This window comes from Lysinibacillus sp. FSL P4-0201, assembly GCF_038593425.1.
Classification (GTDB): Bacteria; Bacillota; Bacilli; order Bacillales_A; family Planococcaceae; genus Lysinibacillus; species Lysinibacillus capsici.
The window spans coordinates 1,044,102-1,058,461 of the sequence record NZ_CP151995.1; the positions used below are offsets into that span (position 1 = coordinate 1,044,102).

A 14,360-nucleotide genomic window follows, 5' to 3' on the forward strand; every position below is an offset into this window, starting at 1 on the left:
AATGTGGAAAACAATTGTTAGAAGAGTAATTTTAATGATCCCTCAAATGTTTGTACTAAGTTTAATTATTTTTGTTTTAGCAAAACAAATGCCAGGTGATCCTTTTACAGGGTTAATTACTCCAGAAACTGACCCTGCACGAATCGAAGAACTAAGGATTCAAGCGGGTTACTATGACCCTTGGTATATTCAATATTACCATTGGGTAATCAATGCCTTTCAGGGGGACTTTGGACAAAGCTATACATATAAACTTGCAGTGTCCACATTGATAGGTGAGCGTGCATTAAACACATTCTGGCTCGCTTTGCTTAGCACTATTCTTGTTTATTTAATAGCTATTCCATTAGGAATGATAGCGGGACGTAAACAGGATACTTTGTATGATAAGTCGATTACTTTGTATAGCTTCATAAGTTATGCAATACCTACCTTTGTGTTGGGTTTAATTTTCTTATATATTTTTGGATATCGTTTAATGTGGTTTCCGACAAGTGGAACTGTTGATGTAGGTGTAGAGCCGGGAACGCTCGAGTATTATTGGAATCGCTTGTATCATTTAATTTTACCTGCGATGACATATGCAATACTAGCTACAACTACAATTATTCAGTACTTACGTTCAGAAATTATTGATGCCAAGACACAGGATTATGTTAAAACAGCACGTAGTAAAGGTGTACCAATGAAAATAATCTATAGAAGACATATTTTCCGTAACTCCTTATTACCAATTGCAGCCTTTCTTGGCTTTACAATAACAGGATTATTGGGTGGCTCAATATTCATAGAGACAATTTTTGGCTTCCCAGGTATGGGACAATTATTCATCCATTCTGTAACAAGTCGCGATTATAGTGTTATTACCGCTCTTGTCATGCTTTATGGCTTCTTAGCGTTATTAGGTAGTCTATTGTCAGATATAATTATGAGCATTGTTGATCCACGTATCCGCATAGACTAGCAGCTAAATTGAACGCATAAGGAGAGGTGAATAAAATGGAGCAAAAAAATGATGTAGTGAAAGTTGAAAGTAATCCACCAACAGGAATTCAAGTTGTTATACGTGAATTCAGAAAAGATAAATTAGCATTATTTTCATTTATAGGTATAACTTTACTTATAGTTGTGATATTAATTATGTCTGCTTTTATGAACCAGGATGAGATATTACGAATTAAATTATTAGAGAGATTTACAGAACCTGGTGTTAATGGATATATTTTAGGGGCTGATGAAGCTGGGCGTGATATGTATGGACAGCTTATTATTGGTGCAAAAAATTCTATTTTAATTGCAATTGCAATCACTCTTATTGCAAATGCTTTAGGAATTGCTCTAGGAATAATAATGGGTTACTATGGTGGCTTTATTGATAACCTATTTATGCGTATCATTGATTTTCTTATGACATTACCTACCTTAATGATTATCATTGTTTTGGTCACAATTATTCCTAAATATGGTGTTTTAGAGTTGATTTTGATTTTAAGTGCCTTTCAATGGATCAGTACAGCGCGTCTTGTTCGAAGTAAAGCTCTATCAGAGGGACGAAGAGATTATGTAAATGCATCCAAAACAATGGGGACTAGTGATTTTGCCATTATGTTTAAAGGGATACTACCAAATTTAAGTTCTTTGTTAATAGTAGAGCTAACTTTAAACTTTGCTGGAAATGTTGGTATTGAAACAGGTCTATCATTTTTAGGCTTTGGATTACCACCTTCTACGCCTAGCTTAGGGACATTAGTAAGCTATGCAACAAACCCAATAGTATTATCTACAAAATGGTGGATTTGGTTGCCCGCATCATTATTAATATTAATTTTGATGCTTGGTATAAATTATGTTGGTCAAGCGCTAAGACGTGCGGCTGACGCAAAACAACGATTAGGATAAAGGGGAGGATTTACACATGAAGAAAAATTGGTTATTCTTATCCGTACTTTTTGCATTCATGCTAATTTTAGCAGCGTGCAATGGTGGTGGAGGTAGTGGGTCTGAAAAAGGCACAGAAACAGATAACACTGAAAAGTCTGGTGAAACAGAAAAGTCTGGTGAATCTGAGGCAACTAATGATTCTTTACTTCCAATGGAGGTAACAAATGAAGGAGAAGCAATTCAAGGTGGTACATTACGTGTAGGACTTGTAGCAAGCTCTCCATTCCAAGGGATTTTCAACTATGAGCTTTATGAAGATGCCTATGACTCAGATATTTTAGCTTATATGACAAATTCAATATTTGACGTTGATGGTGACTTCCTTATTACTGATAAGGGCGCTGCAAAATTAGAAGTTGATACTGATGCTAAAACAGCAACAGTCACATTGCAAGGTGATTATAAATGGTCTGATGGTACACCAGTAACAGCAGAAGATTTAATATATCCTTACGAAATTATTGGACATCCTGATTATACAGGTGTACGTTACGATGATGACTTCAGAAATATTGTAGGGGCAGAAGAATATCATAATGGCAAGGCTGATACAATCTCAGGTATTACAAAAGTAGATGATAAATCAATTAAAATTCAATTTAAAAAAGTATCACCTGCAATTTATTATGGTGGGGATGGCTTATGGGGTTATGCAGAACCAAAACATCAATTAGAGTCAATTCCAGTAAAAGATTTACTAGCTTCAGATGCAGTACGAAAAAATCCGGTGACTCTTGGCGCATTTAAACTTGATAAAGTTGTTAATGGTGAATCTGTACAACTTGTAGCTAACGAACATTACTTTAAAGGAAAGCCGAAAGTTGATAAAGTTGTAATCGAAGTTGTTCCACCAACTTCAATTGGTGAGGCGTTAAGAACAGGGAAATATGATCTAGCAACATCTTATCCAACTACTCAATTTGATAGTATTAAATCTTTAGAAAATATTTCTGTACTTGGTCGACCAGAATTGTCTTATTCTTATATCGGCTTTAAGTTAGGAAAGTATGATACAACAGCAAAAGTAAACGTGTTTGATGAAAAATCAAAAATGAACAATGTAGAGTTACGCCAAGCAATTGCGTTCGCAACAGATGTTGAGGGAGTTGCTGAAAAATTCTATCAAGGCTTGCGTGTACGTGGCAACTCTTTAATTCCACCAGTATTCTCATTCTATGATGAAACATTAGAGGGTTACCATTACGATCCAGAAAAAGCGAAAGAGTTATTAGATAAAGCTGGTTTTAAAGATGTTGATGGTGATGGAATTCGTGAAGATAAGGATGGTAAAAAATTCTCAATTCGTTTAGCTTCTATGGCTGGGTCAGAAACGGATGAAGCAATTGTTGAATACTTCCGTCAAAATTGGAAAGAAGTTGGTTTAGATGTACAGTTAACAACTGGACGTCTTATCGAGTTCAATGCATTTTATGATAAAGTACAAGCAGATGATCCGGAGATCGATATGTTTATGGCAGCTTGGAATACAGGAACAAATCCATCTCCAGCGGGCTTATATAGTGTAGGTGCTGAATTCAACTTTAGCCGCTATGTATCACCTGAGTTAACAAAATTATTAGCAGCTATCGACTCCGAAGATGCTATGGATCAAGAAAAACGCTCTAAAGCTTTCCGTGAATGGCAAGAATATATGAGTGATAAAGCAATGGTAGTTCCAACATTCTTCAGAACTGAAGTTATTCCAGTTAATAAACGCGTGAAAAATTACAATGTTGATTATGCAAATCTTACAGAGTTACAAGATATTGAATTAACAGCAGATGCTCCAATAAAATAATAGGTATCAAAGAAGCAGTCTTTCTTGATAGAAGAAAGACTGTTTTTTCAAAACCTATTTAAAGATGCTGTGAAAGAAAGAAAATTAAAGAGGTTATAGAGTAGAAAAGTTAATAAAATTTACTTTAAACATTCAATAACAATTACAAAAGTCTTGTATATATGCCTTTTATTGATAATTACGTTATACAGGTTTAGACTACAGTTAAATGTGGGTATAAATTAAAAAACTCCCATCACAGTTTTTATACTGTCGATAGGAGTTATAGCTTTTAGCGATTAGCAACCCAAGTTTTTACTAGATCAGCAGTACCATAAACATAATGCTGGTCACCTACTTCATGGTAGGTTGCACTTTCGTCAACCTCTGTATGCTTGTACTGAATACGTTGACGGCGCTTCTCTGACATTGGGTCAGGAAGTGGGATAGCTGATAATAAAGATTTTGTATACGGATGAACAGGGTGATTGTAGATATCATCTGCTTTACCGATTTCCATGATTTTACCACGGTACATTACAGCAATACGGTCACTGATGTATTTTACCATAGATAAGTCATGGGCAATGAAAAGATATGTTAAGCCACGTTCTTTTTGTAGTTGTTTTAGTAAGTTAACAACTTGCGCTTGGATAGATACGTCTAGCGCAGAGATTGGCTCATCCGCAATGATAAACTTAGGATCTAAACTTAGTGCACGGGCAATCCCAATACGTTGACGTTGACCACCAGAGAATTCGTGTGCGTAACGATTCGCGTGCTCTTTGTTTAAACCAACAGCTTCAAGTAGCTCTTGAATTTTTGCACGACGTTCTTTTTTATCCTTGTAAAGGCCATGAATATCAAAGGCTTCACCAATGATCTCACCAGCCGTCATACGAGGGTTTAAAGAAGCATAAGGATCTTGGAAAATCATTTGCATTTGACGGTTAAATTTCTTTAACTCATTTTTAGATTTTTTTCCATGGACATTTTCACCATCGAAAACAATCTCGCCACCTGTAATATCATATAAACGAATAATTGAACGACCAGTTGTTGACTTACCACAACCTGATTCACCCACAAGACCAAGTGTTTCACCTTCGTAAACATCGAAGCTGATACCATCTACAGCTTTGATAGGATTACTTGGCGAACCAAAATGCTGCTGTAAATTTTTGATTTCAAGAATTTTTTTCGCACCAGTTTTAGTCATTTTCTTGTGCCTCCTTTGCTAAATACCCTTCAATACGTTTAGCAACCGCATCTGGAAGAGGAATCTTTGGTGCATCAGGATGCAACAACCAAGTCTTTGCAAAATGTGTTTCACTTACTTGGAACATTGGTGGCTCTTGTTCATAATCAATGGCCATAGCATACTCGTTACGAGCTGCAAATGCATCACCCTTAGGTGGATTCGTCAGATCTGGTGGTGAGCCTGGAATCGTACGTAATAGCTCATCAGTATCATTATCTAAATCTGGCATTGAACCAAGTAGACCCCATGTGTAAGGATGCTTTGGATTATAGAAAATATCATTTACAGTACCATATTCAACGATTTGTCCAGCGTACATTACTGCTACACGATCAGCGATATTCGCCACTACACCTAAATCGTGTGTAATGAAAATGATAGATGTTTGCGAGTTTTTCTGAATTTCTTTCATTAATTCTAAAATTTGCGCTTGAATGGTTACGTCTAGAGCTGTTGTCGGCTCATCTGCAATTAATAGCTTAGGATCAGCTGCAAGGGCAATGGCAATAACAACACGTTGACGCATACCACCTGAAAATTCATGTGGGTATTGGTTATAGCGTTTTTCAGGGAAGGGGATACCTACCTGAGTTAAAAGCTCAATCGCACGTTTTTTCGCTTCGTCTTTAGAAACTTTTTTGTGTTGCAAAATTACTTCAGTTATTTGACGTCCGACCTTCATTGTTGGGTTCAAACTTGTCATAGGATCTTGGAAAATCATTGCAATTTCATTTCCGCGTACTTTAGACATTTCTTTATCAGTTAATGGAACTAAATCACGGCCATTAAATAAAATTTGTCCTGACTCATAAATACCAGGTGGCTGGGGAATTAGTTTCATTAATGCATTACTCGTAACACTTTTACCAGAGCCTGATTCACCTACTATAGCGAGTGTTTCACCCTCCTTTAAATCAAAGTTAACACCACGTACAGCATGGACAAGCCCTGCATAAGTTTTAAAGTTAATTCTTAAATCTTTTACTTCTAGAATTGTTTTACTCATTTCGGCCACCTCCTTATTTACGTAGTTTTGGATCTAGAGCGTCACGTAAGCCGTCACCAACTGCGTTAAACGCAAAGATTGTCAGTGAGATAAATACTGCTGGGAAAATCAAGCGCCATGGAGCATTGGCAATAGCTTTATTACCATCAGAGGCCATTGTACCCCAAGAAGCTGTTGGAGCAGGCACCCCAAGACCAAGGTAGCTTAGGAATGATTCGGTGAAAATAGCAGATGGAATTGTTAGCGTCATCGTTACTAAGATTGCACCAAGAGCATTCGGAACTAAGTGTTTAATAATTAAATGGCCTGTACTAGCACCTAATGTACGAGCAGCAAGAACATATTCTTGATTTTTAATAGATAATACTTCACCACGAACGATACGAGCCATATTAATCCATCCAGTGATGGACAGGGCAATAATCATAGGAATTAAACCAGGTTGCATAACAACTAAAAGTACGATTACTACTAGAAGGTAAGGTACAGCTGTTAAAACGTCAGCAATACGCATCATGATGTTATCAACGCGACCGCCTGCTAAGCCTGAAATACTTCCCCATAAAACACCGATAATTAAGTCAATAATCGCTGCAGCAATTCCGATAAAAAGGGAAATACGAGCGCCTTCCCAAATACGAACGAAAATATCACGACCAAGGTCATCCGTTCCAAACCAAAATTGTGCAGATGGTGGTGCGTTGTAAACACCTAGCTGATCACTTGCTTTATATTGAGAAAACATTGGTACGAATGTAGCCATTAAAATAACAATGATTAAAATGATTATCCCAATGATGGCTAATTTGTTATGAGAGAAACGGAGAAATACTTCTTTCCAAAAGGAGACTGATTTATCAGCTAATTTTTCCGTTGCTTCATGATTTCCACCAACAATTTTAAACTTATCTTTTTCAATTTGTTGCTGTGTCATTATTTTTTCGCTCCTTTCAGTTTAATACGCGGATCAATCACACTATATAGAATATCAACGATTAATACCGCAAATAAAAGGATGATGGAATAGAACACCGTCGTACCCATAATTACTGTATAGTCACGGTTTGTAATACTTTGAACAAAGTGCTTACCAAGTCCAGGAATAGCGAAAATTTGCTCAACAATGAAACTACCTGTTACAACACCAGCTGTTAATGGACCAAGGTATGTTACGACTGGCAGAAGGGCATTTCGTAATGTATGACGGAATACGATTGTCCATTTACCAATACCTTTTGCACGAGCCATTTTTACATAATCACTATTGTTTTGTTCAAGCATACTTGAACGTGTTAATTTTGCGATAAAGCCCATATGAGAGAAAGCGATTGCAAGGGCTGGTAAAATACTATAAATAAAGCCCTTCCACCCACTAATAGGGAACCAGCCTAGCTTAAAGGCTAAGAAATACTGCATTAAACCTGCTAATATAAATGAAGGTACTGATATACCGAGCACCGCAAAGGACGTTGCCAAATAATCCGGGAACCTATTATGATATAGCGCGGAAACTACGCCAATTAATACACCGAATCCAACTGCTAATAGCATAGCTTCAATCCCTAATGTTAATGAAACAGGGAAACTTTCAGAAATCATATCATTTGTAGAACGCGCTTTATATTTCATTGACTCACCGAAATTGAATGTGGCCGTATCGATTAAATAATCTTTATATTGAATATACCAAGGGTTATTTAATCCATACGTTTCGTTTAACTTCTCCTCAATTTGAGGTGGGAAATTACGTTCACTCGCGAAAGGACTACCAGGAGCGAGACGCATTAAGAAAAACGTAACCGTTACGATGACGAAAAGCGCGAGAAGTATATACATCAGCCTTTTCAAAATATATTTAATCACATAAAACTCCTCCTTCTATTTGTCAATTTTCAGACAAATATATGCCTTCGTATTTTAAAAAGAGCTGACTCGCGCCGAAGTGGCTACGAGGCAGCTCTTCGCTGTAGAGCTAAATAAGCGAATTATAGTTGATTATTTCTCTACTTTAACCTCTTTAAGAGAGATGTTACCAAGGATGTCTGCCTTCATGTTTTTCACATAATCTTGTACTACAGATAGGTTCGTGTAGTAGTAGATTGGAATAACTGGGAAATCATTCACAGCAATTTTTTCAGCTTGTTTTAAAAGCTCAAGACGTTTAGCAGGATCTGCTTCAACGTTAGATTGATCTAATAATTTTTTGTATTCTGCACTTTCCCAACCAGTATCGTTGTTACCGTTTGCAGCAGTGTCATACATTTCTAAGAATGTATAAGCATCGTTGTAGTCACCAACCCAGCCCATACGGCCAACTTGGTAATCTAATTGGTTAAGTTTTTCTAAATATACTTGCCATTCAGAGTTATCTAGACCTACAGTGATACCTAGGTTTTTAGTCCAGCCCTCTTGAACGTATTGAGCGATAGCAGCGTGTGCTTCACTAGTGTTGTAAGAAAGGTTAATTTTGATATCTGCTGGGTTTGTAATTCCAAGTTCTTTCATACCAGCTTCAAGTGCTGCTTTAGCACCTTCGATATCGTTATCTTTGAAGTAACCACGGTCTTCTTCAAAGCCATGAACTGCGATAGGAACCATGCCTAATGCAGGTTTTTGCTCACCTTTAGTAATGTTGTCAATTAAACCTTGACGATCAACTGCTAAAGCTAACGCTTTACGGATGTTAGCGTTTCCAGTGATTTTATCTTTTGTATTTAGCTTGTACCAGTAAACAGAAGCTTGGTCATTGATATTTAATGAACCATCAGCTTTAAATGCGTCGATTGAATCAAGTGCCACAGATTGGAATGGTGCACCTAAGTAGTCAATTTCTCCAGCTTTGAAGCTTGTTGCAGCAGTTGCTTCAGACTCAACCATACCGATATTAACAGTTTCTAAAGAAACTTTATCAGCATCCCAGTACTCTGGGTTTTTCTTTAATACGATTGTATCATTGTGTCTCCATTCAGCTAATGTGAAAGGACCGTTTGTTACATAGTTTTCACCAGCATCTGCATACCACTCATCATTACCTTCAACTACTTTTTGGTTTAATGGTGCATATGTTTTGAATGCTGTTAATTCTAAGAAGTAAGGTGTTGGGTTTTCTAAAGTTACTACTAATGTTTTTTCGTCTTGTGCTTTAACGCCTACATCATCAGCAGAACCTTCACCATTGTTGTATGCTGCAGCACCTTTAATTGGGTAAAGGATTGAAGCATATTCAGAAAGATTGTCTGGGTTTAATGCCCATTTCCAAGCGTATTCGAAGTCACCAGCTACTACTGGATCTCCGTTTGACCATTTAGCATCACGTAATTTGAACGTGTATGTTTTTAAATCTTCACTAACTTCCCAGCTTTCAGCAGCAGCTGCAACTGGACGAGCGTCTGCATCAAGTGTTGTTAATCCTTCAAAAGTATTTGTTAGAATAACACCAGAAGTTGTATCTGTTGCTAATGCAGGATGAAGAGATGGCGGCTCAGAAGCTACTACTACATTTAATTCGCCACCTGATGAAGTTGTTTCTGAAGAGCCAGAATCTTTTCCTTCGTCTTTAGATTTGTCAGACGAATCTCCACCGAAGCCACATGCAGCAAGTACTAAAGAAAATACTGCAAGGACTGTTAGTAATAAAAACTTTTTGTTTTTATTCATGTGAATCCCCCTTATACAATTTTTAAGCCTTTTGTGAAGCTCCTATTTAATATACCAAAAAAATCATTGTGTACAAAATAAAAAAGATTCGAATTTATATAGTATTATCTGACATTTAGGAGAATAATAAATTTTTCCGATTTATCACGCTAAAGAGGCGAAGTGTATATATATTAAAAATTTGATATTTACTTATTCTGAATATCAAAAATAAAGTAAAAATAAAAAAATGATTTACTATACGGAAAATTCCTATTTTTTTGATAATATTATCGATATTTGAAAAATGAATCAAAAGTCATAGATGTAATACCTTGAGGAATTTGTATAGATTTGTAGAAAATCTATGTAAAACTCAGTGAATTAGATTCTTTTACAGGTAATTTCTTGTAATTTATTATCGCAAAACATGAATATTTTTATCTATTAATGATATATAAGAAACTTGTTTTGTATTTTTCTAGGATTATCCATTTGTGGGGAGGAAAAAGAAAAAAATGAGCATTTGTATGAAAAAAGGTACCCATACTAAGAAAAATTTGGATTTAGTGACAAGCTAGTTTACGAGATTAAGTTTTTTTGAAATAATTTTTGAGCTAGTTGAATATACATGCATATATGCAGTTGGTTACTGTTTTATTCATCAGTTAAAAAATAAAAGGAATGCTTCATTTCGCCTTGTATTCTTCCAAAGAGAACTGTTTAAATCGTATTGTTTTTTTGAGGATGTCATTTGTCTTACTGAAGAGGATTGATAATGCAAATAATTACTAAAAATCTGTTTATTCATCGAATGAAAACGTTAACAATAGCTATTCAGAAGGATATTCTTCCACTTTTTAAGTGGTATACCATGAAAAAATATAAAAAACAGTGCATCCCATTTATAAAATGCACTGTTTTTTATTTAAAGTTTAAATTGATTGATCTGATTCTGTAAATCTAAGGACTTTTCGCTTAGATCTGAGGCAACTTGGTTTACTTGTTGTACTGTTATAGATTGTTCTCTTGTTGCTGAAGCTACAATTTTTGTATTATCCGCGCTAGTTGAAGCACCATGGGCGATTTCTGCAACGGACGCTGCAACCTGTTCAGCGCTAGCTGAAATTTCTTCAGAGGTAGCTGATATATCTTCTATTTGATCTGTCATCGTATTAATTGCTTTCACAATTCCTTCAAAGGCTTGTCCTGCATGTCCGATGATTTTAACGCCCTCTGTGACAGAATGAAGTCCATCAAAGACTGCTTTTTCTACATTATGTGTATCCTGTTGAATATCTAGCGTTAAGGCAACGATTTGGTTGGCTGATTGTTTGGATTCCTCAGCTAACTTACGAACCTCATCTGCTACTACCGCAAATCCTTTACCATGCTCTCCAGCTCTAGCCGCTTCAATTGCTGCATTGAGTGCCAATAAATTTGTTTGATCTGTAATAGCTGTAATAACAGCTGTGATCTGACTAATCTCATCTGATTGCTTACTCAATTTTTGAACAAGATTATTAATCGTTTGTGTTGATTCATGGATGACATTCATTTGTTGCTGAGCTTCTTCTACCGTCTCGTTTCCATTTGTTGCTAATTCTGAAGTTGTTATAGCATTCTGATGTAGTTGTTGAGTTGCCTCAGCTATTCGTTGAACACCTACAGCCGTTTCATCCATAGCGTGTGCGCTTTCGTTAGCTGCAACTGTAGCTGTCACTGCAGCCTCAGCTGTTTCGTTAATCCGTATTGTAATTTCATCAGCAGTGGCAGTAATTTCTTCAGTTGAGGCAGAAAGTTCTTCTACTGAAGCTGTTAAATGCTCTGCATTGTCCTGTATATGCGTTAATAAATTTTTCAGATTCCCCTTCATGGCATTAAAAGCTGCTGAAAGCTGACCAATTTCATCTTTTGATTGATGGGTAATATCTGGATGAATTAATTCTCCATTAGCTACATGGTTTGCAGCCAGAACGACAGATTTTAAAGGGCGTGAGATTGTCCGTTGTATATAGAAAATAAGGAAAATACCTAGAGCGATACCAATAATGATTGCGATAATGGAAATAATTTGAGAATTAAACACGGCCTGTTTAGATTCTTTTGTCACAATATCTAGTTGTTCCTTTTGATAGTTTCCAATTTGATCGGATACATCTTGTATACCTTTATTAGCTTGTTGTACTTCACCATTTACCTTCTGCAAAGCACCTTCTAGATTACCAGCTTCAAATAAAGCTATTGCTTCAGTTGCTGCCTTGTTAAAAGAATCATTATGAACTTTTAATTCCTGTGCATATGTTTCCATTTTAGCTGAATTCGATTTTTCAGTGATTTCTTCTACATGTGTGTCGAGCATATTTGCATATTTTGAGAAACTCTCTTTGTTAGCAGGTTTGTCTTCGATGATGATGGCACGAATGAAAAGACCTTGCATAGCCATTTCGTATTGAATATCATCTGCTAATTCTACAAGGGCAACATGTCCTTCTAATGCATTTTCAATCTTTTTTTCAATGTTTGAAAATAACAGGAACATAATGAACAAAGAAATGATTAATGTGAGAATAATTGCAAAGAAACCAAAGCTTAATTTTTTACCTACAGACATATAGATACGCCCTTTCCTGAATCCTCTATAAAAATTTTTATACTTTAATTTAGCGTTTCTCAGTAGTAGAAGTCAATATACGTTGAAGGAAACAGTGCAGATTATTCATGTGTTTTTATATTGTTATTATAATAAGGAAGATTGTCTGTAAAAATCAATCAAGATAAGGTTGTTTTCATCGTTTTATAGTACGGATTACGTGTACGCGTTATAAAAAGGAAGAAACCGATACAATTTGTATCGGTTTCTTCCTTTATGACTGTTTCTTTAACTGTAAAATGACTGCCTCATCCGGGTCAATATACAGTGTCTTTTGTTCAAAATAGATGACGAAACCAGGTTTGGCACCATTTGGTTTTTTGACCTGTCGTATTTCGGTATAATCTACAGGCACAGAAGAGGATTCTCTGGCCTTAGAAAAATAGGCGGCTAGTGTGGCAGCTTCTCGCAATGTCGTTTCATCGGGTTCACTTGAATGAATGACAACATGAGATCCAGGAATATCTTTTGTGTGTAACCAAATATCAGTCCGCTTTGCTAGTTTAAATGTCAGCATGTCATTTTGTTTATTGTTTTTTCCAACAGAGATTGTTACACCTGTAGAAGAAACATAGCGTTCTGGTTCAGGTTTCGCTTGTTTTTTCTTTTTCTTCGCATGACGTAGTTTTAAGTAACCTTGCTCTGCTAGCTCTTCACGAATTTCCTCAATATCTCCAGGAGAAGCCTGCTGAACTTGCTGTGCAAGCATTTCGAAGTAAGAAATTTCATCAGTAGTTTTTTCTAGCTGCTCTTGAACCATGACCAAGGCATTTTTTGCCTTTGTATATTTTGTGTAATAACTTTGGGCATTTTCAATAGGTGTTTTACGTTCGCTTACTGGAATCGTTATTTCTTCGCCAGTTTCACTATAGTAATTTGTGACAGTAACTTCCTTAACTCCTTTTTCAAAGGCATAGATATTAGCCATTAATAGCTCACCATATAGTTGGAATTGATCGAGCTTGGAGGCACGTTCATAATCCTTTGTTAACTTTTTTGTTTTTAAAGCTAATTTGTCAATCTCATTTTGTAGCCAGCGCTCTAAATCGCCTGCTTGTTGTTTTACACGATCTCGCTCTGCACGGGCAAAGAATACACGATCAAGAAGCTCATGGACATTAGGATAGATTGTTATATCCCCATCATGCAAATGCGTTAATTCGATAGGGGAAAAGTATACTTTCTGATTGAAGAGCACGTACATAGGCTTCATTCCACCGTTCGCAAAGGAGGCCATAAAATCCTTGAAACATACTAGTGTATTTGAAGTCGTCTTCATTCGATACAATAATTCTTCCGCGTGAAGAGGTGAAAAACCAGCTAATTGTTGCACGATCTCTTTAGAGGTTTTTGCTTCAGCGAAAAATGCTGTTAGCTCTTCATCTGTCACTGTTAAAGGATTCCATTTGTTTTGTGTGGGTGGCGCAAAATACGGTTGCCCTGGTAGTACAGTACGGAAGCTATTGACTGAAGGCGGTAGATGTTTTAGGCTGTCAATAATTTTTCCCTGCTCTTGATCAATCAACAGTAGATTACTATGTCTACCCATAATTTCAGCATGTATTTCTCTTACAATTGGATCTCCAATTTCATTTTTACTTTCAATTTCTACTATTATAATGCGATCAAAATCACGCTGTTTTATAGAAGCAATAAAACCACCCTCTATATGCTTACGCAAAAGCATACAAAACATTGGCGGCTCTGCTGGATTTTCAATCACCTGTTCAGTAAGGTGTACACGTGCATAAGAAGAGTGGATGGAAAACAGTAATTTATGATTCTTTCCGTTCGCTCGCACATGTAAAATAACTTCTTGTGCATTGGGTTGATGTATTTTGGTAATCCGACCAGTGACTAGCTGTTGTAGGTCGGCAGTTATTGAATAAGTAAATAAGCCATCAAATGCCATATGAATTCCTCTTTCCAACGATATCAAGCATCTTGGTACTTTCGTATTTTTTCTTTATGTATCTGCATGCACTATTTTTAAGCTCGCAAATACTCTTTTGGTATGTTTATCATAGCATTTTTTAGGTGAATATTAAAATATAGCTTCAATTGTGGTAGAATTAGCTTTTACTTT

The 14,360-nt window shown here is 36.3% G+C and carries 10 protein-coding genes; 3 read left to right on the top strand and 7 right to left on the bottom strand.

Annotated features, from left to right (window positions below; genetic code table 11):
* Nucleotide 1: 1 nt before the first annotated feature.
* Genes opp4B through MKY76_RS04970 form a run of 3 tightly spaced genes read left to right on the top strand, consistent with a single transcriptional unit; the run spans nt 2 to nt 3,739 of the window.
* Nucleotides 2-964 (top strand): oligopeptide ABC transporter permease, encoded by a 963-nt coding sequence (gene opp4B, locus MKY76_RS04960; protein WP_004227362.1) that lies wholly within the window; start codon nt 2-4, stop codon nt 962-964.
* Between the two features lie 35 nt (nt 965-999).
* Nucleotides 1,000-1,899, top strand: a complete 900-nt coding sequence (locus tag MKY76_RS04965) for an ABC transporter permease (protein WP_103117558.1) — start codon at nt 1,000-1,002, stop codon at nt 1,897-1,899.
* A gap of 16 nt (nt 1,900-1,915) precedes the next feature.
* On the top strand, nt 1,916-3,739 hold the full coding sequence (locus MKY76_RS04970; RefSeq protein ID WP_103117559.1) for an oligopeptide ABC transporter substrate-binding protein: 1,824 nt from the start codon (nt 1,916-1,918) through the stop codon (nt 3,737-3,739).
* A gap of 271 nt (nt 3,740-4,010) precedes the next feature.
* Here the strand turns inward: MKY76_RS04970 and MKY76_RS04975 are convergent, their stop codons facing one another.
* The 7 genes from MKY76_RS04975 to MKY76_RS05005 form a co-directional block, all read right to left on the bottom strand.
* Nucleotides 4,011-4,937, bottom strand: coding sequence for an ATP-binding cassette domain-containing protein (locus MKY76_RS04975; protein ID WP_054549873.1), 927 nt, complete (start codon nt 4,935-4,937; stop codon nt 4,011-4,013).
* Nucleotides 4,930-5,985, bottom strand: coding sequence for an ABC transporter ATP-binding protein (locus MKY76_RS04980; protein WP_048395385.1), 1,056 nt, complete (start codon nt 5,983-5,985; stop codon nt 4,930-4,932). Before MKY76_RS04980 ends, MKY76_RS04975 begins: the two co-directional genes overlap by 8 nt.
* Nucleotides 5,986-5,998: 13 nt before the next feature.
* Nucleotides 5,999-6,919 carry an ABC transporter permease gene (locus MKY76_RS04985; RefSeq protein ID WP_048395384.1) on the bottom strand — a complete coding sequence of 307 codons (921 nt, stop codon included), beginning with the start codon at nt 6,917-6,919 and terminating at the stop codon, nt 5,999-6,001.
* Nucleotides 6,919-7,848: an ABC transporter permease gene (locus MKY76_RS04990; protein ID WP_004227372.1), complete on the bottom strand. Its 930-nt coding sequence runs from the start codon at nt 7,846-7,848 to the stop codon at nt 6,919-6,921. The genes MKY76_RS04985 and MKY76_RS04990 overlap by 1 nt, the downstream gene beginning before the upstream one ends.
* Before the next feature lie 132 nt (nt 7,849-7,980).
* Nucleotides 7,981-9,642, bottom strand: a complete 1,662-nt coding sequence (locus MKY76_RS04995) for a peptide ABC transporter substrate-binding protein (protein WP_048395383.1) — start codon at nt 9,640-9,642, stop codon at nt 7,981-7,983.
* 907 nt (nt 9,643-10,549) lie between these two features.
* Nucleotides 10,550-12,235, bottom strand: a complete 1,686-nt coding sequence (locus MKY76_RS05000) for a HAMP domain-containing methyl-accepting chemotaxis protein (RefSeq protein ID WP_315055222.1) — start codon at nt 12,233-12,235, stop codon at nt 10,550-10,552.
* A gap of 253 nt (nt 12,236-12,488) precedes the next feature.
* On the bottom strand, nt 12,489-14,186 hold the full coding sequence (locus tag MKY76_RS05005) for an NFACT RNA binding domain-containing protein (protein ID WP_103117561.1): 1,698 nt from the start codon (nt 14,184-14,186) through the stop codon (nt 12,489-12,491).
* Nucleotides 14,187-14,360 lie beyond the last annotated feature (174 nt).

What these genes read in the sequence shown, in the direction of transcription:
- opp4B (WP_004227362.1), top strand. Translation starts at nt 2, where the DNA reads ATGTGGAAAACAATTGTTAGAAGAGTAATTTTAATGATCCCTCAAATG.
- MKY76_RS04965 (WP_103117558.1), top strand. Translation starts at nt 1,000, where the DNA reads ATGGAGCAAAAAAATGATGTAGTGAAAGTTGAAAGTAATCCACCAACA.
- MKY76_RS04970 (WP_103117559.1), top strand. Translation starts at nt 1,916, where the DNA reads ATGAAGAAAAATTGGTTATTCTTATCCGTACTTTTTGCATTCATGCTA.
- MKY76_RS04975 (WP_054549873.1), bottom strand. Translation starts at nt 4,937, where the DNA reads ATGACTAAAACTGGTGCGAAAAAAATTCTTGAAATCAAAAATTTACAG.
- MKY76_RS04980 (WP_048395385.1), bottom strand. Translation starts at nt 5,985, where the DNA reads ATGAGTAAAACAATTCTAGAAGTAAAAGATTTAAGAATTAACTTTAAA.
- MKY76_RS04985 (WP_048395384.1), bottom strand. Translation starts at nt 6,919, where the DNA reads ATGACACAGCAACAAATTGAAAAAGATAAGTTTAAAATTGTTGGTGGA.
- MKY76_RS04995 (WP_048395383.1), bottom strand. Translation starts at nt 9,642, where the DNA reads ATGAATAAAAACAAAAAGTTTTTATTACTAACAGTCCTTGCAGTATTT.
- MKY76_RS05000 (WP_315055222.1), bottom strand. Translation starts at nt 12,235, where the DNA reads ATGTCTGTAGGTAAAAAATTAAGCTTTGGTTTCTTTGCAATTATTCTC.
- MKY76_RS05005 (WP_103117561.1), bottom strand. Translation starts at nt 14,186, where the DNA reads ATGGCATTTGATGGCTTATTTACTTATTCAATAACTGCCGACCTACAA.